Source organism: Pseudarthrobacter sp. PvP004, assembly GCF_017876035.1.
GTDB classification, from domain to species: Bacteria; Actinomycetota; Actinomycetes; order Actinomycetales; family Micrococcaceae; genus Arthrobacter; species Arthrobacter aurescens_A.
Genome location: NZ_JAGINL010000001.1, coordinates 2,860,879 through 2,883,003, shown reverse-complemented (window position 1 = coordinate 2,883,003; position 22,125 = coordinate 2,860,879). Strand labels below are relative to the sequence as shown.

General features: G+C 63.5%; 18 protein-coding genes. 9 read left to right on the top strand and 9 right to left on the bottom strand.

Going from position 1 to position 22,125, the window contains the following annotated elements; translation table 11 throughout:
• Positions 1-2 precede the first annotated feature (2 nt).
• The 8 genes from J3A64_RS12915 to J3A64_RS12880 all read left to right on the top strand — a co-directional run bounded on the left by J3A64_RS12915 (position 3) and on the right by J3A64_RS12880 (position 11,074).
• Positions 3-419: a thioesterase family protein gene (locus J3A64_RS12915; RefSeq protein ID WP_011773799.1), complete on the top strand. Its 417-nt coding sequence runs from the start codon at positions 3-5 to the stop codon at positions 417-419.
• A 25-nt stretch (positions 420-444) separates the two neighbouring features.
• Positions 445-1,209, top strand: coding sequence for a copper homeostasis protein CutC (locus J3A64_RS12910; protein ID WP_210064474.1), 765 nt, complete (start codon positions 445-447; stop codon positions 1,207-1,209).
• Between the two features lie 216 nt (positions 1,210-1,425).
• Positions 1,426-4,524 carry a glycoside hydrolase domain-containing protein gene (locus J3A64_RS12905; RefSeq protein WP_210064473.1) on the top strand — a complete coding sequence of 1,033 codons (3,099 nt, stop codon included), beginning with the start codon at positions 1,426-1,428 and terminating at the stop codon, positions 4,522-4,524.
• Position 4,525: 1 nt separating this feature from the next.
• Positions 4,526-6,463 (top strand): DUF5107 domain-containing protein, encoded by a 1,938-nt coding sequence (locus J3A64_RS12900; protein WP_307807195.1) that lies wholly within the window; start codon positions 4,526-4,528, stop codon positions 6,461-6,463.
• 90 nt (positions 6,464-6,553) lie between these two features.
• Positions 6,554-7,156, top strand: a complete 603-nt coding sequence (locus J3A64_RS12895) for a DUF1349 domain-containing protein (protein ID WP_081589167.1) — start codon at positions 6,554-6,556, stop codon at positions 7,154-7,156.
• 74 nt (positions 7,157-7,230) lie between these two features.
• Positions 7,231-9,465 (top strand): McrB family protein, encoded by a 2,235-nt coding sequence (locus tag J3A64_RS12890; protein WP_210064472.1) that lies wholly within the window; start codon positions 7,231-7,233, stop codon positions 9,463-9,465.
• A gap of 115 nt (positions 9,466-9,580) precedes the next feature.
• Positions 9,581-10,789 (top strand): restriction endonuclease, encoded by a 1,209-nt coding sequence (locus J3A64_RS12885; protein WP_210064471.1) that lies wholly within the window; start codon positions 9,581-9,583, stop codon positions 10,787-10,789.
• Positions 10,790-10,822: 33 nt separating this feature from the next.
• Positions 10,823-11,074 carry a PLD nuclease N-terminal domain-containing protein gene (locus tag J3A64_RS12880; protein WP_011773806.1) on the top strand — a complete coding sequence of 84 codons (252 nt, stop codon included), beginning with the start codon at positions 10,823-10,825 and terminating at the stop codon, positions 11,072-11,074.
• A 3-nt stretch (positions 11,075-11,077) separates the two neighbouring features.
• Here the strand turns inward: J3A64_RS12880 and J3A64_RS12875 are convergent, their stop codons facing one another.
• Positions 11,078-12,748, bottom strand: coding sequence for a cell wall metabolism sensor histidine kinase WalK (locus tag J3A64_RS12875; protein ID WP_014920961.1), 1,671 nt, complete (start codon positions 12,746-12,748; stop codon positions 11,078-11,080).
• Positions 12,749-12,847: 99 nt separating this feature from the next.
• Here J3A64_RS12875 and J3A64_RS12870 point away from each other — a divergent pair, with 99 nt between their 5' ends.
• Positions 12,848-13,591: a response regulator transcription factor gene (locus J3A64_RS12870; RefSeq protein ID WP_210064470.1), complete on the top strand. Its 744-nt coding sequence runs from the start codon at positions 12,848-12,850 to the stop codon at positions 13,589-13,591.
• Here J3A64_RS12870 and fdxA read toward each other — a convergent pair.
• From fdxA to J3A64_RS12830, 8 genes are read right to left on the bottom strand one after another with little or no spacing between them, the layout of a single operon-like run.
• Entirely contained in the window at positions 13,588-13,908 is a 321-nt protein-coding gene (gene fdxA, locus J3A64_RS12865; RefSeq protein ID WP_011773809.1) for a ferredoxin, read from the bottom strand. The genes J3A64_RS12870 and fdxA overlap by 4 nt on opposite strands.
• 6 nt (positions 13,909-13,914) lie before the next feature.
• Entirely contained in the window at positions 13,915-15,390 is a 1,476-nt protein-coding gene (locus J3A64_RS12860) for an aldehyde dehydrogenase family protein (protein WP_014920962.1), read from the bottom strand.
• Between the two features lie 26 nt (positions 15,391-15,416).
• Complete coding sequence (locus tag J3A64_RS12855) at positions 15,417-16,229, bottom strand: SDR family oxidoreductase (RefSeq protein ID WP_210064469.1); 813 nt, start codon at positions 16,227-16,229, stop codon at positions 15,417-15,419.
• Positions 16,229-17,173, bottom strand: a complete 945-nt coding sequence (locus J3A64_RS12850) for a dihydrodipicolinate synthase family protein (protein ID WP_210064468.1) — start codon at positions 17,171-17,173, stop codon at positions 16,229-16,231. Before J3A64_RS12850 ends, J3A64_RS12855 begins: the two co-directional genes overlap by 1 nt.
• Positions 17,174-17,220: 47 nt before the next feature.
• Positions 17,221-18,027 carry an enoyl-CoA hydratase-related protein gene (locus tag J3A64_RS12845; RefSeq protein ID WP_011773813.1) on the bottom strand — a complete coding sequence of 269 codons (807 nt, stop codon included), beginning with the start codon at positions 18,025-18,027 and terminating at the stop codon, positions 17,221-17,223.
• Positions 18,024-19,283, bottom strand: coding sequence for a CaiB/BaiF CoA-transferase family protein (locus J3A64_RS12840; RefSeq protein WP_014920965.1), 1,260 nt, complete (start codon positions 19,281-19,283; stop codon positions 18,024-18,026). The genes J3A64_RS12845 and J3A64_RS12840 overlap by 4 nt, the downstream gene beginning before the upstream one ends.
• The gene (locus J3A64_RS12835; RefSeq protein WP_210064467.1) at positions 19,280-20,662 is read right to left on the bottom strand and encodes an FAD-dependent oxidoreductase; all 1,383 of its coding nucleotides are present in this window, start codon (positions 20,660-20,662) and stop codon (positions 19,280-19,282) included. The genes J3A64_RS12840 and J3A64_RS12835 overlap by 4 nt, the downstream gene beginning before the upstream one ends.
• 9 nt (positions 20,663-20,671) lie before the next feature.
• Positions 20,672-22,003: an MFS transporter gene (locus J3A64_RS12830; RefSeq protein WP_210064466.1), complete on the bottom strand. Its 1,332-nt coding sequence runs from the start codon at positions 22,001-22,003 to the stop codon at positions 20,672-20,674.
• Positions 22,004-22,125: the final 122 nt, after the last annotated feature.

Sequence of the window (22,125 nt, the reverse complement as noted above, 5' to 3'; positions counted from 1 at the left end):
CCATGCGCTGGGGTGACATGGACGCCTACGGACACATTAACAACGTCCAGATTGTACGCATGCTGGAGGAAGCCCGTATCGCTGCCTTCGGGCCGCCTCGCGGTGCGGGCCTTCCCGGAGTGGAACCTCCTGCCGCGCTCTTCAACGATGTCGCGGAGGGGACCATGACCCTCGTGGTGGAGCACAAGGTCCGCTACGTCCGGACGCTTGACTACCGCAACATCCCGGCTGTCGTGGAGATTTGGGTGGGTGCCATCAAGGGTGCAAGCTTCGATCTCCACTACGTGATCAAGGACCCTGTAACACGGGAAGACTGCGTCAAAGCCACTACTCATTTGGCTTTCGTCGCCGAAGCCACCGGGCGGGTCCTGAGGCTCACTCCGGAGCAAAAGGAAAAGTTGGAGAAGTACCAGGCTTGACCTCCGAGGCCCGTAGAGTTTCAGCATGAAACTTGAAATTGCCGTGGTGAGCGCGGCGGGTGCAGGTACGGCCGCCGCCGAAGGAGCCCACCGCATTGAGCTGTGCAGCAGTCTTGAACTTGGTGGCATCACGCCAAGCCAAGGACTCATGGAAGCAAGCGTGGAGCACGTTGATGGCCGCCTGGAAATTCATCCGCTGATTCGCTCCAGGCCCGGTGATTTCCGGTACTCGGCGTCGGACATTGACACGATGGTCCACGAAATCCGCCACCTGCTGGCCCAGGGTGCCCACGGGGTGGTGGTTGGGGCGCTCACTCCGTCGGGAGAACTGGATATGCAGGCAGTACAGCGTCTGGTGGGCTCAGCCAAGGATGCCAATCCTGAAGCGCAGCTGACATTCCACCGGGCCATCGATCAATCCAGCGACCCTTTGGCCGCCCTTGAGCAGCTCATGGAATTGGGCTTCACCCGGGTCCTGACTTCGGGGCACGAAGCTACCGCCGGGGCAGGCCTGCCAACCCTGACCCGAATGGTGGAGCAGGCCGGCGGCGTCGTGGAAATCATGGCCGGCGGAGGTCTGTCCTTGGAGGACATCCCGGCGATGCACGCAGCGGGGCTGTCCGCTGTTCACCTGTCCGCGAAGAAGACCGTCTCCACCCTTGGCCGTGGAGCGATTTCCCTTGGCGCCCAGGACGGCAGCGATCCCACTGCTTACACCATCACCGATCGCCTGGTAGTCCGGGCAGCCAAGGCGAAAGTCAACGCGCTGAACCTCGCCGCTTCAATGTAAGCAGCCCGTCGCCGCCGAATAGGGGGCGGGGCCATAGGGAGTTCAGTCTCGATGGGCAGGGGCCCGCGTCATTGAATCTGTCCAGTCCCATTTGGGCAGAAATGCCAGTGAGTACGCATCGCAATGACCCTTTACGATTCCGCGGAACGCCGGGATGATGTAAGGATTCACCAACTCGGTGAAAAGCCCCGGAAGCTACCTTCAGGAGTCTCAGCGATGCCGCTGCCCTCGCCGGTTTCATCGGCCGTCATTTCCCCTCCAACAACGAGTCGCAAGAGCACCCCACCGAACGGCCACCCGGAGGTGGAATGTGGCATCGGGACGTGGGACAAACTGCTCTACGGAAACCACCGTTTCGTAGTGGAAGTAGCGGAAGTAGTTGACGCAGCGGAGTGGCAGGACGGGAACGCAACTGGATCTGCAACCGCGTACAGGGTAGTCATCCCTTGGCGGCGGCAGGACCAAGACCCGGCCTCCGTGGAGGTCATGGTCGTCTCCGAAAAGACCGGGACAAGAGTCCGGAACGTGATCGTGGAAGAGGCCACCCGGGAGACCGGAAGCATCGTTTTCGAGGCTATCGACGGACACGGGACCTACTTCGTCTACTACTTGCCCTACGCCATGCTGGGCAAAGCCCACTATCCGCAGGCGCAGTACCTCCCACATCGTCCGGCCGCAGAACCTGCCTGGGCGGCCGCCGTCGGGCGTTCAGTCTGGGTGCCCGGAAAGCGCGAGCTGCCGGAAGCTGAACCATCCAGCGCGACTGTCCTCCGTTACGAGGCAGCAAGTGAGCGCGACTCCTTCGCGCCGATGAACTTCACTGCCCGCACGGACGAGTTGGAGAAGTTCCACAGAAGATACGCGGACGAGGCCTACCTGGTGTTTCCCGAGGACCGCCTGAATCCCCTCTCGATGCAAAGGGAGCTGCCAGCGCACTGGGTGATCAACGGACCGGCGAGGACCTTCCGCGGTACGGCGCAGGCCGGAGAGAACTACGTGGTCCAACTGGGGCTGTATGCCCAAAAAGACCTGGAGGGTGTGGCTGTGGAAGTGAGCTCCCCGGCGGGCGGGCACTGCATCAACACCAGCGGCGTGGATCGTCTCGGCAGGCCATGGCAGAGGACCCTGACGGTACCGGCGGGGCAGGTGCAGGCGCTGTACGTGATCCTGCCAGTCCCTCCGAGCGCTGCCGGAAACACCCTGGAGGCGTTGGCCAGGATTACCGCAGCCGGCCAAGCGGTCTGGGACGTCACGGTCACGCTTGATGTTGTCGGCCAAACGGACACGGAACCGGCAGTCGCCGCGGGCGGCTTCGGTGATCCGCGTTTTCTGCGTCGCCTGGCGTGGTTGGACTCAGACGTGGCCCAGGACGCGGAGCTCGTCAGTCCTTTCACGCCCATCATTTTGGACGAATCGAGCAGGACGTTGGGGATTCTGGGCAGGTCCCTGCGGCTGACGGAGTCAGGTCTCCCGGCACAGGTGACGTCTACCTTCACTGCTGCCGTGACCGGAACTGATGGTCCCGCCGTCGAGCTTTTTGATGCTCCGCTGCGGCTGGATATTGAGGGAATTGATTGGACCCACGGCGAGCTCGTCTTCACAAAGGAGGGCCCGGCGCGCATTTCGTGGCGGTGCACCTGGACTGGGCGCAAGGACGGCAACGTAGCGGTGGCTCTGGAACTGAACGGCGTTCTCGACGCCGATGGTGCAGTTTCGTACTCGCTTCGCCTCGCGCCCCAAGGGACTTTGGACGTGAACGACGTCGGGCTGCACCTTGAGTTTCGGAAGGCTACGGTGCCGCTGGCCATGGGTTTGGGCGTTCCAGGTGGTCGCCGGCCGGAGACCCTGGACTGGACGTGGGAGGTGGCGGCGAAGAACCAGGACGCGCTGTGGCTGGGGAGTGTGAATATCGGCATGCAGCTTGCCCTCCGTGATGGCAGCTATGAACGACCGCTCAACACCAACTTCTACCGGGAGAAGCCGTTGGTGGAACCGGGATCGTGGGCCAACCGCCACCAGGTCGGCGCCGAAAGCGCAGTCCGTGGGGGAGTCGCGTTGCGGACCAAAGAGGAGACAGTGACGTTGCGTGCCTTCAGCGGACCCCGGACCCTCAGGGCGAACGAGCCGCTGGACTTCGATTTCCGCCTGCTGCTGACACCGTTCAAGCCGATCGAACCCGGCAAACACCTCGGAAAACGCTACTTCCACGCTCCTGACAACCCAGCGGACATCAAGGCCGCCGGCGCCACGGTGGTCAACATCCATCACGCCACGGCGCCGGCGCCGTTCATCAATGATCCCCTGCTGACCCAGGACCCGCTGCGGAGGTATGCGGCCGAGTGCCACCGGCACGGCCTGAAGGCCAAGGTGTACAACACGGTCCGCGAACTCACGTTCCACAGCCCGGAGCTGTTGCCGTTGCTGCAGCTGGACCACGAGATCTTCAGCGATGGCCCCGGAAAGGGGCACATCTGGCTGCAGGAACATGCGGGGAGCGGCTACGTTTCGGCGTGGTTCGCACCCAACGTGGAAGACATTGCCGTGGTGACTACGGGCGAATCGCGGTGGGAGAACTTCTATGTGCGGAGCCTCCAGGAACTGGCCGACGGCGAGGACGGCATCGACGGCATCTACTTGGACGACATCGCGTACGACCGCCACGCCATGCTGCGGGTCCGCAAGGTCCTTGAGAGGGCATGCCTGGCCCGCGGTGTTGAGGGGCCGGAAATAGACCTTCACTCCGCAAACCAGTTCACTGCCCACGACGGTTACGCGTCCTCCGCCAATCTGTACATGGAGCAGTTGCCTTATGTGGACAGGCTCTGGCTGGGGGAGTACTTCGATTACCACACCACCGGCCCCGATTATTGGCTGGTGGAGCTATCCGGCATTCCCTTCGGCCTCATGGGCGAGATGCTGGAAGGCGGCGGCAACCCATGGCGCGGAATGGTGTTCGGCATGACAGGCAGGGCACCCGCCGTGGACAACCGCCCGCTCTGGCAGTTCTGGGCCGAAACCGGGCTGGAGCACGGGCGCATGCACGGGTTCTGGGATCCCCACGGGCCCGTGCGAACCAGCCACCCGGAGGTGCTGGCCACCACGTGGGTGACCGGGCGCGGAATGGTTGTGGCGCTGGCGTCATGGGCCGGGGAAACTGAGCATGTGACGTTGATTTTCAACGACGACGCGGCCGCCAAAGATGCCGTAGCCAAGGCGCCGGCCATCCGCGGCTTCCAATCTGCCGCGAGCTACGCGCCCGGCGAAGCCATAACCATCGAGCCGCAGCGCGGCCTCCTTCTCACGATCGGATACTGACGTGACTGACACAGCAACATCCACTCTCACCGTCACCACCATCGCCCTGACCATGGCCGAGCTCGGCCCCCTGAACCCCTTGCCTGTAGTGGCGGCCGAACTGGACCAGCCCTACACCGTGGGAGAGGGCGTTCCTGAAGATCTCCAAGCGTCGGCCCGTTACGGGGTGGTGCCCAACGTGTACCCGTACCTCATGCAGGACGGATACAGCCGCGACGCGGCACCCAAGGAACTGCCCGCCGTCGTACTTGAAAACTCCAAGCTCAAGGTGACCATCATCCCGTCGCTGGGCGGCCGTATCTGGGAACTGTTCCACAAAGCCACCGGCAAGCAGCTCCTCCACACCCACGACGCTCCGCAGCTGGCCAACATTGCGCTGCGCAAGGCATGGTTCGCGGGCGGACTTGAGTGGAATATCGGCACCCGCGGACACTCGCCCACCAGTTGCGATCCACTGCACACCGCAATCGTTCACACCCCGGACGGCAAGCACATCCTGCGCGTGTGGGAGTACGAGCGTCTGCGGGAAGTGGTGTTCCAGGTGGACATGTGGTTGCCGGCGGACTCGGACGTCCTGTTCGCCGCGGTCAGGCTGCGGAACCCGAATGAGCACGATGTCCCCATGTATTGGTGGAGCAACGCAGCCATCCCGGAAACCGATCGCACACGGGTCATCGCGCCGGCAGACGAGGCTTTCGGCAGTGACTACGCCACGGACATTACCCGCGTGCGACCTACCGACCACGAAGGGTATGACGGCACGTGGCTGGTCAACAGTCCGCATGCGGCTGACTTTTTCTTCGACATCGACCCTTCCGAACGGCGTTGGGTTGCGGCAGTGGACGACGACGGCGACGGGCTGGCGATGCTGTCCACGGGCCTCCTGCGGGGAAAGAAGCTCTTCGTGTGGGGCCAAGGGCAGGGCGGAAAGCGGTGGCAGGAGTGGCTGAGCCCCGGAGCCGGACCGTACGCCGAGATCCAGGCCGGCCTCGCGCAGACGCAGTTCGAACACTTGGTGATGCCCGCCGGCGCCGAGTGGGCATGGGTTGAAGCGTACGGGAACGGGCACCTTGATCCGAAGACCTCGCACGGTTCCGACTGGGATGCCGCGGTGGCGCACGCCGGCGAGCGTTTGGAACAACTCCTGCCGCATGAGGAACTTGAGGCCATGCTTCCCGCCGCCATCAACGATGCCGATGTCCCGCCGTCGAAAATGCTGCTGCACGGCAGCGGTTGGGGCGTAGTGGAGCGTGCCCGACGACTGAAAACCGGTAAAGGCTGGGTGGATGAAAGCGGTACACCTTTCGTGGATGAGAGCGTCACGGCCGAGCAGGAACCGTGGCTTGGGCTGCTGCACGGAACAACGTTCGACGGCGCGCCCAGCTTCGTCGCCGGGGCGGACTGGGAGGAGCTGCTGGCGGGGCAGGACAGTCCTGAAGCGACATTCCACCTGGCCACCGTGATGCATGCACGGCAGGACTTGGCCGGGGCTAAAGCGTTGTATCGGGAGGTGGTGGCGGCCGGCGACGTGCGGCCACTTACCAAAGCGCTCGCGCATAGGGGACTGGGCTTGGCGCTCCTCGCCGAGGGGCAGGATGCCGATGGGCTGGTCGAACTCCGGAACGGCGTAGAAACCGACCCCTCCACCACGGCCTTCCTGGCAGAGGCCGTCACACTCAGCATCCGGCACGGGGACCCGGCCAAGGCGCTGGAACTGACGGAGTCGGCACCCAAGGAGGGCGCCGCCGTCGGACGTTTGACGTTCCTCAGGGCGCTGGCTCTGGCGCGAACAGGGAAGGCAACCGAGGCAGCCGCGATCCTGCGTGAAGGGGTGGAGATTCCGGACCTCCGCGAAGGCGAAGACGCGATCGCGGCGTTGTGGGAAGAGGTTTGTCCAGGCGAGCCAGTGCCGGCGGCGTACCAGTTCGGGATGCATTAGAGGTCTCCCGGTGTGGCCTCCCGCACATCCGCGCACATCTCTGAAAGCGTGTTCTTGACCATTTTTGTCCAGGACACTGAGGAGCACCGATTGATTCCCGAGATAGCAGGACTGCCGGCATTGGAGTGGACATCGTCCGCCGGTCACGCGAGCTATGACGAGGCCGAGGCGACGCTGACGCTCGCCGCGGCATCGGGCGTCGACTGGACCAATGACTCCCTCGGAGGAGAACCGCAGCACGGCGCCACTGCGCTCGGCTTCAGGGCGCCGGCTGCGTTCTCGCTCTCGGCGCGGGTTTTGGTGGCCTCGCCGCGGACAACGTTCGACGCCGGTGTGCTGACTCTGTGGGCGGACAGCGATCACTGGGCCAAGCTTTGCTTCGAATATTCTCCGCAAGGTGAAGCGATGGTGGTCAGCGTGGTGACCAACGGTTATTCAGACGACTCCAACGGGCCTGTGGTGACAGCGCCGTGGGTCTACCTGCGCGTCAGCAGGGTGGGGCCGGCGTGGGCGTTCCACTCGTCAACGGATGGCAGGGACTGGTCCTTTGTCCGCCTGTTCAGGCTGGATACGGAGAAACCGGTTCACGTCGGCTTCATGTCGCAGGCACCCATGGGGGATGGCTGCGAGGCACGTTTCGACGCCATCGAATTGAAGGAAGAACCTCCGGCCGAGCTACGGGACGGGAGCTAGCACCGCACTCACGCGGCGGTTTGCCAGCCTGTGGATATCCAGATGCTTGGATAAGCCAAACAAGGTAAGTTGGCATGGTGATTCCCTCCGTAAAAACTGCCATTGACCGTGCCCCCGGAGTCTCCAAGGAGATCGAGGACGCGGCCTGGTATGTGCTGGGTCCGGCGCTTCACGGGAGACCTTCGGCGCTGGACGGCAGGACGCTGACGTGGACCGCAGATGCGGCGGGCGAGCTTCTGGAGAGGCTCGAACGCGGGGTTGAGGACTCCAAGGCGCCCATGATGACCAACCTGCGGCAGAACCTCGATGGCGCTTCCCGGGAAGCCAAACTGCTGGCCGTGGAACTGCTGTTCCTGCAATCACTGCCGCTCGCGCATGAGGTCAAGTCGTTGCGGGTTAAGCGCGCCCGCGTCACCGAGGCGGCATCCTGGGTTGAGCCGCCCATCGAGCTGCCGGAAGAGCTATACGAGGGCATGACGGACCACGGCGTTATCCGTGACCGAACCGCCGAGTTCAACTGGACCATTTGGGACCACTTGAAGTGGCTGTGCCGCTTCGTTGCCCACGTGGACAGCCAAAGCACGGCCACCATCAACGAAGCACTCGCAGATCCGTTGAAGTTCCACGAACTGGCGGCAGCGACGCCCGAGGACCAGCCTGCCCTGCGCCGCAGCATCGAGTACTTGGTGTGGCCGAGCTACTTCGAGCCCGTGGTGGCAGATGTTGAACGCCAGGAAATCCGGGACGCCTTTGCTTCTCTCGTGGGCGGTGCCAAAGGTGATACGGATGAGGACATCACCGCTGACATCCACCGCATCCGCCTGCACCTGGACGAGCAAGCCGGGCAGCGCATCGACTGGTACGCCCGCCAACTGGTGAGCCAGTGGCGCAAAGTGGGAGATCCAGGCCGCCGATCCTGGCTCCTGCGCACGCATCACGACAATGCTGACCTCCTGGCCGCCTGGGTCGCCGAAGAAAAGGCCACCTTGGACGTCGAACACCTGCGAGCCCTCACCGCAGGGGTCACGGCAGGCGTAGTTCAGCATGCCGTGGACGAGGATTACAAACATCTGGGCTACGTGGAACGGGAAGACACCAAGACGGCTGTCTTCGCGTTCCTGACGGTCATGAAGCCGGGCGATCTCACGCTGTACCAGCACGCCGGCCGGGTCCGGGTTGGTGTGGTCCTTGGCGAACCTGAACACCACGAGGACAACAGACGCATCCGCCGCAAAGTCCGGTGGTTCGATGACAGCTACGCCATCCCCGAGCTTCCCCGTCACGCCCAGCGTCAGCTATCCACGCCGGGCATCATCGTGGACGTCACCAGGGTGATTCAGGCCCTGCAGGAATTGCTCCCCGTGGAGGCCGAAACCGATGGCGAGGATGAAGCGCCGCCCACCACCGTCGTCGAGGTTATCCAGCAAGGGTTCCGGCCCCTGACGGAAGAGTTCGCGGCGTCCCTGCACATGGATCTCGAACCGCTCAAGGAGATCGCGGAACTGCTCGAGGAAAACCGCCAACTGGTCCTGTACGGTCCGCCGGGTACAGGCAAGACGTACCTGGCCAAGCACCTTGCCGCCGAGCTGGCCGGTGACCACACCGATGAACGTGTGAAGCTGGTGCAATTCCACCCTTCGTATGCCTACGAGGATTTCTTCGAGGGCTACCGGCCGGACAAAACAGACGACGGCCAAGTCTCTTTCAAGCTCGTCGCCGGACCGCTACGGCGCTTGGCGGAGGAAGCTGCCAAGCCCGAGAATGCGCACAAACCGTACTTCCTGATCATCGATGAAATGAACCGTGCCAACCTGGCCAAGGTTTTCGGTGAGCTGTACTTCTTGTTGGAGTACCGGGATGACCGCATCTACCTGCAGTACAGCCCCAACGAGCCCTTCAGCCTGCCGGACAACCTCTACATCATCGGCACCATGAACACTGCGGACCGCTCCATCGCCATGATGGATGCCGCCATCCGACGTCGTTTCGCCTTCATAGAGCTTCACCCCAAGGAAGAGCCGATCCGCGGTACGCTGCGCCGCTTCCTGGAAGCCCGGGGGTTGGACACCCTCAACGCGGACCTGCTGGATGCGCTCAACGACGCGATCGACGACTGGGACCGGGACCTGATGATCGGGCCGTCCTACTTCATGAAGAATGCTGCCCGGAATCCCACAGGACTGCGTCGCATCTGGAAGTACGAGCTCATGCCGTTGCTGGAGGAGCACTACCACGGGCAGTTGAACCGGGCGCAGTTGGAGGAACGCTTCGGCCTGGATCAGCTGCTGGGACGTCTTGCAGCCCGCTAAAGCCATCCCGCCCAGGCCCGGCCGAGCGCCTGCCAGTGCGGCGGCAACGTCTTCGGCTGCCGGGCGGGCTACAGCCACAGCCGGGCGGGCTCGCTCCGGGCCCCGGCACATCGTCATGGACGAACTCTCCCGCGGGGTGGTGGACAAACTCGATCCCCAATCGGCGGCGTTCATCAATACCAGCGGCCTGGCCAAGGCCTCGCCCATGGGCATGGGCCTCTACCGGATTGAACCTGTGGGCAAGGTGGGCTCAGTCCGCACCGCCACGGTGCAGCTCGAAGTGCGTCCCAAGGATCGGCTGGGCCTGAGCCGGCTCCTCTTCCTGCTCAGTTACGCCGGGGAACAGGGCTTTCGCGACCATTCAGTGGAAGCCGTGGAACACCCGGATCTGTGGAGTGCCCTGGCGGAATCGCTGGCCCAGTTGGCTGACAGAGCGTTGAGCCGTGGCGTCCTGCAGGGCTACCTGACAGTGGAAGAATCGCTGCGCACCGTCAAGGGGCGTATCCGGATCTCGGACCAGATCTCCCGCCGTCCGGGAATGATGGTGCCCCTGGAGGTCTCCTACGACGAATTCACAGAGGACATTGCTGAGAACCGTATCCTCCGTGCTGCGTTGGAGCGGATGGGTAAGGTTCCGGGGGTTCGGCCGGATGTCCTGAGCCGCCTGCGGCAGCTTAAGGGAAAGCTCGACGCCGTCACCCGGCTTCAGTCCGGTGCGCCCCTGCCGCCGTGGCGGGCCAGCCGGATGAACCTGAGGTATCACGCGGTGCTGCGGTTGGCCGAGGTGATCCTCCGCAATGCTTCCGCCGAAGCCGGCGAGGGTAAACAGCAAACTGCGTCCTTCGTGGTGGACATGGGCCAGGTGTTCGAGGAATTTGTGGGGACCGCGCTGAGGGCGGCCATGAGTGCCCACCCGGGTGAAATGCGCCTCCAGTATGGGGCCCTCCTCAACGAAGCCGTTCGGGACTCCGATCGCCTGACTGTCCGCCCTGACGCGGTCCACTTCCTGGGTGGCCGCCCCGTGGTGGTCTATGACTCCAAATACCAGGCCGCTTCCGACGCCGGTGCCTCCTTGAGCGCCGACCACTACCAGTTGCTGGCATACTGCACGGCCCTCAGGGTTCCCACAGCCTGGCTCATCTACGCAGGAGCGGGGGAAGTAAAGCTGCGCCGTATCCTCAACACGGATATCGACATTGTGGAGTATCCCTTGGATCTGTCCTTGCCGCCGTCGGAGATCCTGGCCGCGGTGGCTGACTTGGCCGAACAATCATGGGGCGAAGTTGTACGCCAAGCTGTGGCGGGCCGGTCGGCGTCGGACTAGCCTGATAAGTAAATCTTCACGGATGGAGGCATCATGGCCCGCAAGAAATCGTGGCGCGATATGACCAAAGGCCAACGGATCATGCTGTTGGTCAGCGGAGCGGTGAACATGGCCCTGTTGGGCGCTGCGCAGCGAAGCATCGGCAAGACCCCGGACCAGCAAATCAGGGGCAAAAAGGCCATCTGGCGCGCAGTCTCCTTCATCAACTTCTTCGGGCCGGTCAGCTACTTCCTGTTCGGCCGCCGTCGCGATGCAGAGATGGGTCCAGCGGCAGCCAAGCACTGACGCTCAGGCTGGTATCTTCACGGTGAAAGTGGTGCCCTGGCCAGGCTCGCTGGCCACCATGATGGTGCCGCCGTGGGCTTCAACTATGGCTTTGCTGATGGGCAGCCCCAGGCCCACACCGGGAATGGTGCTGTTGCGGACACCGCCGGCGCGGAAGAACTTGGTGAAGGCCTCCGCCTGTTCCTCCTCATTCATGCCCATCCCGGTGTCCGTGACCCGGCAGAACACAAAGTCCTGGTCCTCCCAGGCCGCTACTTCCACGTCCCCGCCGTCGGGGGAGTACTTGATGGCGTTGGACACCAGGTTGTCCAGTACCTGCGCAATGCGGGACGAGTCAACGTGGGCTTCCAAGGCCTCCGGAATGTCCATGGACAATCGGATGCCGGCCTTCGCTGCGCGGGGTTCGGCAGAGTTGACGCTGCCCCTTACCAGCTCGGCCACGTCCACGGCATGGGGCTGAATGACGATCTGGCCCGAGCGCACAACCAGGAGGTCCGAGACCAGCGTGAGCAGCCGCTCAGCGTTGCGCCTGACGATATCCAGTTGCTTGCGGGCTCGGGCATCGAGAGCGTCCGGATCGTCCAGAATGAGTTCCACGTAGCCAAGGATGGACGTCAAGGGGGTACGGAATTCGTGGGAGACGTTGGCAACAAAGTCGTCCTTGGCGGCAAGCGCGTTCACCAGATCCGTCACGTCGCTGAACACCACCACCGATCCGGCAAACTTCCCGGCGTCGTCCACCATGGGACGTGCGCTCGCAGTGAAGGCACGTTGATCGGCTCCGGAGCCCAGCCACACGAGTTGGTCGGTGAACCGTTCGCCCAGCACAGCACGTCGCACCGGTCGACGGTCCACCGCCAGTGGCGTGGTCCTGTCCGATTCGAAGATCAGCAACTGGGATTCGTTGGGATCGTCGTTGTCCGAGGGAGTTGCCAAGGCGTGTGTTTGGCGTTGGCGGCGGTTCATGAGGATGTCGTGCCCGTCGCCATCAACAGCCACTACGCCCAACGGTAGGGTCTCCATGACGGTGTTGAGGAGCCGTTCCTGTTTGGTGCTGACGTCCAACGCTTCCTTCAGGGCCTCGTCCTTTAGCTCCAAAGCGCGTTGCTGGCGCACCATGCTCAGGGTCAGAACGCTGACAGAAACACCGATACCCAGGATCAGTATGGGGAACAGGAGCGGTTTGGTGAAGTCCTGTTCACTGAGGGTGCCCCTCACGAACAGGGGAACCCAGACGATCCCCAACGGTCCAAGGAAGGACAGGACAATGGCGAGCTTCGGATACAACCCGGAAGCGCACAGCCAGATGACCGGCAGCACCACCAGGACACTGAGGCCGGTGATGGACTCCACCGCACCTTCCCGTCCGAAACCGATGGAGACCATGTCCAGGATGGGGATGGTGAGGAAGCTGGCGAAGGGGAGCCGGTGCCACGGCACCATGATGCACAGTGCCAGGAGGAGTGCCTGGCTCAGCAGGAAAATGAGGAACAGCGGATTTTCGAGGGTGGCCGGAAAATACAGCCAAACCAGGACGGCTGAAATGCAGACACACACAGACAACGGCAGTTGGCTGAGGACAACGCGCATACGCAGGGTATGTTCGTGGAAAGAGCGCCTAAAAACCAACAATTTCTTCTTTTCACCAATATCCCAAGTCGAAGGGTGGGTCATGGCACATCCACCAAAGATGCGGAAGAAAGTCGGTTCATGAGATCAGCCTAACCAAAATGGATATACTTCTGAGGTTATCGAAGGGGCTGAGGGGCAGCGATGAGTGAAGCACGTGTGGGGCTGGTCATTGAAGATGACCAGGATATCCGCGAATTGGTACGCGTAGTTCTATCCCAGGCGGGATTTGATGTGCATACTGCGTCCACGGGATCCGCAGGTGTGACATCGGCCCGTGAGCTGAATCCCGATGTTATTACCTTGGATCTTGGCCTTCCCGATATTGATGGTTTTGAGGTAGCGCGCCAGATTCGTAAATCCTCCGACGCCTACATCATCATGCTCACGGCGCGCGCTGAAGAACTGGACACCCTGATGGGTCTGGAAGCCGGCGGCGACGACTACCTCACCAAGCCCTTCCGCCCCCGGGAACTGCGCGCACGTGTTGAAGCGATGATGCGACGGCCCCGCGCGTCATCGGAAACAAAGAGCGCTCCGGAAGAAGTGGTGGACCCGGAGATGAGCCATAACGGCTTGGCCGTTTCTGCCGGTTCCCGCACCGCGGTCCTGAACGGTACCGAGTTGAAGCTGACGCGCACCGAGTTCGACCTCCTGCTCGCATTGCTGGAGACGGGACGGATTGTTCGGACCAAGGCAGACCTCGCGCGTCGCCTCCGCAACGAACCGTACGACGTCGGAAGTTACGTCAGCGATGCTGACGAGCGTGCCGTTGAGGTGCACATGGGGAACCTGCGCAAGAAACTAGGCGACAGCATCCAGGCGCCACGGTGGCTTGAGACGGTCCGCGGCGTCGGCTACCGGCTGGCTCCTTCAAACAGTAACTAACCAACACGCAGAGGTTCGGCGGCGATGACGGGATGGTCGCGGCCCACCGGACCCATGGCGCCGGCACCTTGGGGAGACCCTAGTTCCTCGAAGAACTCCACGCTGGCCATGACGTAGTCGGCCCATTCATCAGGGACGTCGTCTGCGTAGTAGATCGCCTCAACAGGGCACACGGGGTCGCAGGCACCGCAGTCCACGCATTCGGAAGGGTGGATGTAGAGCGAACGATCGCCCTCGTAGATGCAATCAACGGGACATTCCTGGATGCATGCCCTGTCCTTCACATCTACGCAGGGCTGGGCGATCACGTAGCTCATGGCGCCTTAGATGCCGGTGTAGACGGTTTTGCCCCACGTGTAGAAGTCCAGGGCGGACCTGCCTTGCTCACGGAAGGTGTTGGTGGAGGAATCCTTCACGCCTCCGAAGGGAACGTTCAGGTCAAGGCCTGCGGTGGGGCGGTTGACCTTCACCACGCCGGCCTGTACCCGGGCGCTGAAGTCCGTAGCGAGTGCCAGCGAATCCGTGCAGATACCGGCCGTCAGGCCGTAGCGGGAATTGTTGATCGCGGCCAAGCCCGCTTCATAGTCCGCCACTTCCAGCACGGCTACTACCGGACCAAAGATCTCCTCCGTCACCGCTGCGTCGTCCATGGGCAGGTCCGTAAGAACCGCGGCCGGGAAGAACAGGGGTCCGTTCGTGTCGCCGTCGTAACGTCCGTGCAGGAGCGTCGCTCCGCGCTCGACGGCGGCACGTACCGCTGCTTGGTCCTGTTCGAATTGCTGCTTGCTCACCACAGCGCCCATGCGTGCCCCGCCGTCGAGTCCGTCCCCGGTGGTGTACGCGGCAGCCTCTTCCACGAGTGCCTGGAGGAACGCGGTACGGATTCCCGGTGTCACGTATACCCGGGAGGTTGCGGTGCAGGCTTGGCCGGTCAGACCGAAGGCGCCGGCTGCCACTACCTGGGCCGCTTTGCGGGCATCGGCGTCATCGAGAACCAGGACGCCGTTCTTGCCACCCATTTCCAGTTGGACGCGTGCCCGGCGGGCATTCAGGATCTCCTGCAGCCCGAGGCCCACATTGGTGGAGCCCGTGAAGGATATACCGGCGATGCGCGGATCCCGGGCCAAGGCGTCGCCCACTATCCGGCCCTTGCCGTGCACCACGTTGAACACCCCTGCCGGCAGGCCGGCGTCCTGCAGGGCCCGGGCAAGGTGCGTCGCGGACAACGGGGTGAGTTCGGCGGGTTTGATGACAACGGTGTTGCCGCTGATCAGTGCCGGCGCGGTCTTCCACGCCGGAATGGCGATGGGGAAGTTCCACGGGGTAATGAGGCCTACAACGCCCAACGCTTCGCGGCGGGTGGTGATGGTGGTGTCCGGCAGGCCGCTTGGGAGGACTTCCCCGGTGGCAGCCCAGCCGAGCGAGCCGAAAAAGCGCAGAACGTCCGAGGCACGCTTGACCTCTCCCTTGGCCTCGGCCAGGGTCTTGCCTTCTTCTCGGACCAGGTCCTCGGCGATGGCGGTTTGGCGTTCAATGAGCAAGTTGCCAGCCGTGATGAGGATGGTGCCGCGCGAAGGTGCGGGCAAGGCAGCCCACCCGGGCTGGGCTGCTGCGGCTGCCGTGATGGCTGCGTCAACGTCTTGGGTTGAGCCGCTGGGGGAAAACGCAGCGGGCTCATCCGGACGTGCCGGGTTCATCCTTTGCGTGTCGGCCTCGCCGAGCCACTGACCATTGATCAGGTGCTGGGCGGCGATGGTGGCTTTTTGTCCGAGGGTGGTTTCCAAAGCTGTGGACGTCATGGTTTTTCCTTGTGAAGTAGTGGGGGCTAAAGGCTGCGGATCAGTCCGCCATCGCACCTGAGTGCGATGCCGGTGATGTACGACGCCGGCGCGCTGCACAGGAAGGCGGCAGCGGCACCAAACTCGGCGGGTTCTCCATAGCGGCGGGCGGGGATGGTCTTGCGGGATTCCAGCTGAATCTCATGCAGCGTGTTGCCGCGCCGTTTTGCTGCGGCTTGATCGAGCTGGGTGACACGGTCGGTGGCGATCCTGCCGGGGAGGAGCAGGTTCACGGTGACTTCGTCCAAGGCGACTTCCGCGGCGAGGGTCTTGAGGTACCCGGCCAAGGCGGCGCGCCCCGTGTTGGATACGGCAAGGTTGGGCAGCGGGGCCACAACGCCGCTGGATCCAATGGCCAGGATGCGGCCCCAACGCCGTTGCCGCATCCCCGGGAGGACGTGGGAGACCAGTGCGTGATGGGGCTTAAGAAGAAGATCGAAAGCCGCGGCGATGTCCTCTGAGCCCAGGGTCGCCGCGGCGCCTGGCTTGGGGCCGGGACCGTTGAGAACCAGGATGTCGATTGGCCCCAAGTCGGCAACCGTCTGCTGCACTGCGGACTCGATGCCTTCGGGCGTGGTGAGGTCCGCTTCGATGGCCACGGCGTCAAAGCCGGTGGCACCCAGTGAACCGATTCCGTAAGCTGCTTGCAGCTCTGAGACGATGTCCTTGGCCCTGTCCCTGCGTCTGCCAACGATGGCCACTCGGACACCTTCGGCGGCCAACGCACGGGCCACGGCCAGGCCCAGCCCGCCCGTGGATGCAGCAACCATGGCGGTCTTTCCAGCGATTCCCAGATCCATCAGAAGCTCCCTGCCGTGGTTTTCGCGGCATCTAGTGCCCGGGCAGCTTCGCGAAGGTGCGTGCCCATGCCGGGCCGCAGGCTTCCCGGGAACCCTGCGGCCGGTGCCCGGACACCGGAGTCCTTGATGAGCCCGCGTTCCCGAAGGCACTCTTTCCGGATGGCCAAGGCCACTTTTGCCTGCTGCTCAAAATTGATCAGGGGCAGGAACGGCAAAAGCTCACGGTGGGCAGCTTCGTAGCCTTCCTCTTGCCACGCCCGGATACAGGAAATCAGGGCCTCGGGGTAGGAGAAACCCGTCATCGCCCCTGCGGCACCGGCCAGCAGTTCGTCCAAGAGTCCCTGCCCGCCGAGTCCACCGAAAACGGAGACGTCCACGGCGGCACTTAATTCCGCTATGGCGACGCTGGTGGGGGGTGCCTCGGCCTTGACGGCGACGACATAGTCGCAGGCGTTGACCACGGAGATCAGCGCCGGAGTGTTGATGGTGACGCCACTGGCCAGTGGATAGTCCTGCAAGACGACCCTGGCGCCGGTGGCGCGATGAATGGCGTCCAAGTGTGCAATCAGCGTCTCGGATGCGGCCGAACTGGCCTGCACCATGACGGCAGCCAAGCGTGCCCCGGCGGCTTCCTGGGCGGCGATTACCTCTTGGATCGCCGGGCGGGTTGCCAGCGCGGTGATGCCCACCACCAGTGGCAGTGAGGTGCTTTCGACGACTGTTTCCAAGACGTCGCGCCGTTCGTCTGCTGTCAGGGCGGCGGCCTCGCCAAAGACGCCAAGGACCGTCAGCCCGGTGGTGCCAATGGATTCGTAGTGCTCAACGAGTTCGGCCAGGCTGTCCAGGTCCACGTCCAGCGTGCTGCCATGGAATGGTGTGGCGACGACGCCCCAGACGCCGGCAGGCAGGGATTCTCGGTTTTTGGGCGCAGAAGATTGCGTCATGGTTGCTTCCTTTCAGTGCGAACCGGGTAAGTACGGGGACGGGATGCCTAGCTGCCAGGCCATACTGGAGGCCTTTTCTCCTGAAAGGCCCTGACGCCCTCGGCGGAGTCCTCGCTGTCCAGCGCGGCCATGAGGGCGGGAAGCCGTAGGCCCCGGGCCTCCTTGGCGGTCAGATGCGTGGTCTGCGTGACCATCTGTTTCACGGCCCGTACGGAGGTGGGTGCACAGGCGAGGATCTGGTCCACCCAGCGTTGCACCGCGGCGTCGAGTTCTTCAGCAGGCACAACCTCGTTGACGAGCCCCATGGATTGCATTTCCGTTGCACCTGCCTTGCGGCCGGTCAGCAGCATGCCCATGGCCTGCGTGTACGGGATCCGCCGCACCAACTGGTGGATGCCGCCGTCGAGGGCCAGTCGCCCAACCCGGGGCTCGGTCAGGCCGAACTGTGCGGTATCGGCAGCCACTACGATGTCCGCGCCCAGCACCATCTCCATACCGCCGCCCAGGGCATAGCCGTTCACCCGGGCAATCACCGGAATGTCCAGGCTGGTGCGCAGGCTAAGTCCACCAAAACCGTGGGGGTCCAGGCTGGCCCAGTACTCCAATCCGGTCTTGTCCACGGCTGAGGCGGACATGTCCGCGCCCACCGAGAAGGCCCGGGATCCGGCGCCCGTGATCACCACCGCACGCACTGTTGGATCTTTCTCCAGCTGTTCCCAGATCCCGTTGAGCCGGGCCTGTGCGGTGGCGTCGACTGCGTTGAGCACGTGCTGGCGGTCGATCACCACCGTTGCCACGTTGTTCTTGATGGTGAGCGTGACGGTGTCAACCCGCTCGTCAACTGAAGTTGTCACCGCAGGACTCCCAACTGCTGCAGGCGTTCAATGGTTTCTGCATCGAAGCCGTTCTCCACCAGGACTTCCACGTTGTGCTCGCCCAATCGGGGAGCGGTGCGGCGGACGGTGGGCGGAGTGGCGGAGAGCCGGATGGGTGCGTTCAGCATCCGGACTGTCCCCACGGTGGGGTGTTCGGCTTCAACAATCATGCCGTTGGCTTCGGTTTGCGCGTCCGCCAGGGCTTGCTCCAAGGTGTGCACGGGCGCGTTCAGCAGTCCCTGTTCTTCCAGCTTCGCCGTCCAGTATTCGGTGGTGTTGGTGGCGAAGTGCTCACGGAAGATGGCCTGCAGGGCGGGTTTGTTCTTGAACTGCTGCTCCAGGGTTGCAAAGCCCGGCCGTTCCGTGAGGTCTTCATCGAGGTCCAGAGCCTCAGAGATGCGGGCCAGCGGGTCAGGCGTGAAGCCGCCCACCATGCACACGGCACCGTCGGTAGTCTCAAAGACACCGCTCAGTGGCATGGCGCCCCAGTTGACCTCGTAGCCGCGGTTGAGCTGCATGCACGCCTCCTGCATTTGGAGGTGCAGCATGGAGTCGTACATGGTCACCTCCACTTTCTGGCCCGTGCCCGAGGTTTCACGGGTTCGCAAAGCCAGGAGGATGCCCTGCATGAGGTGCATGCCGGTGATGTAGTCGCACAGGGTGGTGGGGTAGATGGCAGGTTTCATGTCCTCGGACTCGCGCCGCCACATCACACCGGAGTAGGCCTGCGCGATCGCATCCTGGCCGCCCTTGTGAGAGTAGGGCCCTTCAGGGCCGAACCCGGTGCCGGAAGCCCAGATAATGCCCGGGTTGTTGGCCTTCAGCTCCTCGTAGCCGAAGCCCATGCGCTCCATGACGCCGGAGCGGAAGTTGCTGACCACCACATCGGCGTCAGCCATGAGCCGGCGTAGCACCTGGCGCCCTTCGTCGGTGCGGGTGTCCACGGAGACGCTGCGCTTGTTCCGGTTGATGGACAGGAAGATCGGATTGTCCTGGCCGTCCTGGTCCGGGAATGAGTTGCGCGAAATGTCACCGGCGCCGGGGCGTTCCACCTTGATGATGTCCGCGCCATAATCTCCCAGCAGCTGAGTGCAGGAGGGCCCCATGAACACCTGGGTGAAGTCAATGATCTTGATGCCCTCCAGAGGCAGCGGCGCCGGAGCCGAGGCGGCGCGTGCCGCCGTCGTGATTGGTGCTTTTTGCAGATTCACGGGGTCCAGGGTTACGGAGCTCATGCCGGCACCGCTGCCGTTGCGTCCACCGTGGCGTTCGACGACGGCACGTCGCCCGGGTCTGCGCCGTGGCGGCGCATGCCCTGCTGGATGTCTAGTGCGGAGACGTCCCGGACCAGGAGGTTGTTCTCCACTGCGAGTGCAGCTGCGACCCCGACGGCCTGGCCCATGGCCATGCAGGGCGGGATCTCGCGGGACATCTTCTGGGCCTCCGGTGTTGCGGAGTAGTGGCGGCCGGCCACCAGGAGCTGGTCCACTTCCTTGGGCAGGAGCGAGCGGTACGGGTAGTAGTAGTCGCGGCCGCGGGCCACGGTGTCGGCAAAATGGCGGCGCTGGGTCACGTCGTCCTTGGTCATGACGTACTCGCCCTGCAGGAGCCGGGTCTGGCGGACACCCATCTGGGAGGCGACGTCCAGCATGTAGCAGTTCTCGAAACCAGGGAGGTTGGCGCGGACGTAGTCCACGGCCTCGGAGATCCGGTCCCGGGCTGCGAATTCGGCGGCAGTCATGTCTGCCGGGTCAACGCCGTCAAAACCGGACATGTGCGGGGCGTTGCACCAGACCACGCCGTCGATGGGGGTCTTGAGCCACCACAGCTCCCAGGCGCCGCCGAGGAGTCGCTTGATCTTGCGGTTGATGGCGCGGGCTTCCTTGGGGTTGGCCTGCTCGAAGGCTTCTGCGGCCTTGGTGTCCACGTTGCCCAGGCGGAAGACCAGCGTGGTCAGGTAGTTGTCCTTGGCGTAGCTGGCGCCGGCACGGGAAGCGACGTCGATGTCACCGGTGGTGTCGATGACGACGTCGGCCATAAAGGCTTGCGGGCCAAGTTTCGTTTCGACGATGACGCCCTTGATCACGCCGTTGTCCACGATGGGTCGGGAGAACCAGGAATGCAGCCGGAGGTCCACGCCGGCCTCGCGGACGAGGTCGTTGGACACCCGCTTCCAGCCATCGGGATCGAACGCGGCGGCGTAGCAGATGGGCTTGGGGTTGATGTGCGAGTGGAAGTCGAAGGTGCCATAGCGGCCCCACTTGTTCCAGAGTTCCTCGGAGGTCTTGCGGTCATCGGCGGGCGGGACGATTGCCAGGCCCAGTTTCTGCAGACGTTCCACGTACTCGGAGACGATGCCGGTGACGGTGATTTCCTGACCGTTGATCATGTCGTCGAGCACCAGGACCATGCCACCTGAGGCCAGGCCACCCAAGGACGAGTAGCGCTCCAGGAGCGTGACCTTGGCGCCGGAGCGCGCAGCGGTGACGGCAGCGGCGACGCCTGCGGGGCCGCCACCAACCACCAGGACATCGGAACGGGAGATGACCGGGGCAGTGAGGTCCGCCGTCGTAATGCTGAGTTCAATGGACGAGCTGAGTTCAATGGTGTTCATGAGGAGTCCTTACTTGCCGACGAAGATGCCGTTGGAGCGGCGGGCGGCGAGGTAGAAAACGATGCTGAGGATGGAGAGGACGGCCACGTAGACCGGGAAGACCCAGGTGATGTTCAGGGATTGGAACCAGACCAACAGGTAGGAAGCCGTGCCGCCGAAGAGAGCCACACCGATCCCGTAGCCCAAGGCCACACCTGTTCCGCGGATGTTCTTGGGCATCAGGGATGAACTGACCACGTTGTAGAGGGTCATGTTCAGGACGAGGACAATGGAGCCGCCCAAGAGCACTGCTGCGAAGCCGCCAATCCCAGGCTGGACGTACATCAGCATGAGGAACACGGAAGGGATGGCAAGGATGCGCGTGATCAGGAACCACTTGGACATTGCCCTGCCGTCGGCCAGTTTGCCGATAACCCAGCTGCCGATCACCAGGACCACCCCAAGGATGGTGGTGAGGGCGAAGACTGCAGTGGGGTCTTCCTTGAACCCGCTGCGTGCTGCGCTGGGCAGGCCCACGTTCCAGGCGTAGTTGTAGGCCTGTGCTGCGCCCACCACAAAGATGATGGCCAGGACGGAGAGCCAGTGCTTGCGCACACCCTTCCACACTGCACGGGGAGTGTTGGTGGCCATTTCCTCCTGCTTGAGGGTCTCAGGGAGGGAGCGGCGCAGGTAGAGCACCACGAAGCCGAACAGGGCGCCGATGATGAAGGGTACGCGCCAGCCCCATTCGGACATTGCGGCCCCGCCAAGGACCAAGCTGCACAGGAAGCTGATGAGCGAGGCAAGCAGGATGCCGATGTTGACGTAGAAGGACATGATGCCGGCCACGTAGCCTTCGCGGCCCTCCGGAGCGAGCTCCACGGCGTGTGAGGTGGAGAGCGGAGCTTCGATGCCGGTGGAGATGCCCTGCAAAATGCGGCACACAACGAGGATGATGCCGGCCGCGGGGCCTATGGTGGCGTAGCTCGGGGTAACGGCAATGATGAGGGTAGTGCCGGCCATGAGCATGATGGAGAGCAGCATGACGCGCCGCCGGCCGATGCGGTCCGCCAAGGTTCCCAGCAGGATGCCGCCTAGGGGCCGGAAGGCAAAACCGACGGCGAACACGGCCAACGCGTTCAATGTTGCGGACAGCGGATCGGTGTTGGGGAAGAAATTCGGTCCGATGAAGGCGGACAGGAGGCCGAAGACCATCCAGTCGTACCATTCCAGGGCGTTTCCGAGGCCCAAGCCAAGGAGTCCTTTGCGCACCTCGGGGGTGAATTTCCCGTTCTTTTGGGGGGATGAAGTGGTGGTGCCTGTTGGCGGTACTACGTTGTCCGCCGTTTGCGTGTCGAGCATGGAAGTGTCCTTACGCTGACGCCCCGAAGGGCGTGGGAGGGTATGACGCATCAACGCCTGTTGGAGGAGGCGCGTGATGCGAAAGTGGCAAGGAGTGTCAGCGGCCACGATGTCGTGTCCGG

Coding starts and splice junctions, on each gene's coding strand:
- J3A64_RS12840 (WP_014920965.1), bottom strand. CDS start 19,283: ATGAGCTCCGTAACCCTGGACCCCGTGAATCTGCAAAAAGCACCAATC.
- J3A64_RS12875 (WP_014920961.1), bottom strand. CDS start 12,748: ATGACCCACCCTTCGACTTGGGATATTGGTGAAAAGAAGAAATTGTTG.
- J3A64_RS12905 (WP_210064473.1), top strand. CDS start 1,426: ATGCCGCTGCCCTCGCCGGTTTCATCGGCCGTCATTTCCCCTCCAACA.
- J3A64_RS12850 (WP_210064468.1), bottom strand. CDS start 17,173: ATGACGCAATCTTCTGCGCCCAAAAACCGAGAATCCCTGCCTGCCGGC.
- J3A64_RS12870 (WP_210064470.1), top strand. CDS start 12,848: ATGAGTGAAGCACGTGTGGGGCTGGTCATTGAAGATGACCAGGATATC.
- J3A64_RS12910 (WP_210064474.1), top strand. CDS start 445: ATGAAACTTGAAATTGCCGTGGTGAGCGCGGCGGGTGCAGGTACGGCC.
- J3A64_RS12880 (WP_011773806.1), top strand. CDS start 10,823: ATGGCCCGCAAGAAATCGTGGCGCGATATGACCAAAGGCCAACGGATC.
- J3A64_RS12915 (WP_011773799.1), top strand. CDS start 3: ATGCGCTGGGGTGACATGGACGCCTACGGACACATTAACAACGTCCAG.
- J3A64_RS12835 (WP_210064467.1), bottom strand. CDS start 20,662: ATGAACACCATTGAACTCAGCTCGTCCATTGAACTCAGCATTACGACG.
- J3A64_RS12830 (WP_210064466.1), bottom strand. CDS start 22,003: ATGCTCGACACGCAAACGGCGGACAACGTAGTACCGCCAACAGGCACC.
- J3A64_RS12855 (WP_210064469.1), bottom strand. CDS start 16,229: ATGGATCTGGGAATCGCTGGAAAGACCGCCATGGTTGCTGCATCCACG.
- J3A64_RS12890 (WP_210064472.1), top strand. CDS start 7,231: ATGGTGATTCCCTCCGTAAAAACTGCCATTGACCGTGCCCCCGGAGTC.
- J3A64_RS12860 (WP_014920962.1), bottom strand. CDS start 15,390: ATGACGTCCACAGCTTTGGAAACCACCCTCGGACAAAAAGCCACCATC.
- J3A64_RS12885 (WP_210064471.1), top strand. CDS start 9,581: ATGGACGAACTCTCCCGCGGGGTGGTGGACAAACTCGATCCCCAATCG.
- fdxA (WP_011773809.1), bottom strand. CDS start 13,908: ATGAGCTACGTGATCGCCCAGCCCTGCGTAGATGTGAAGGACAGGGCA.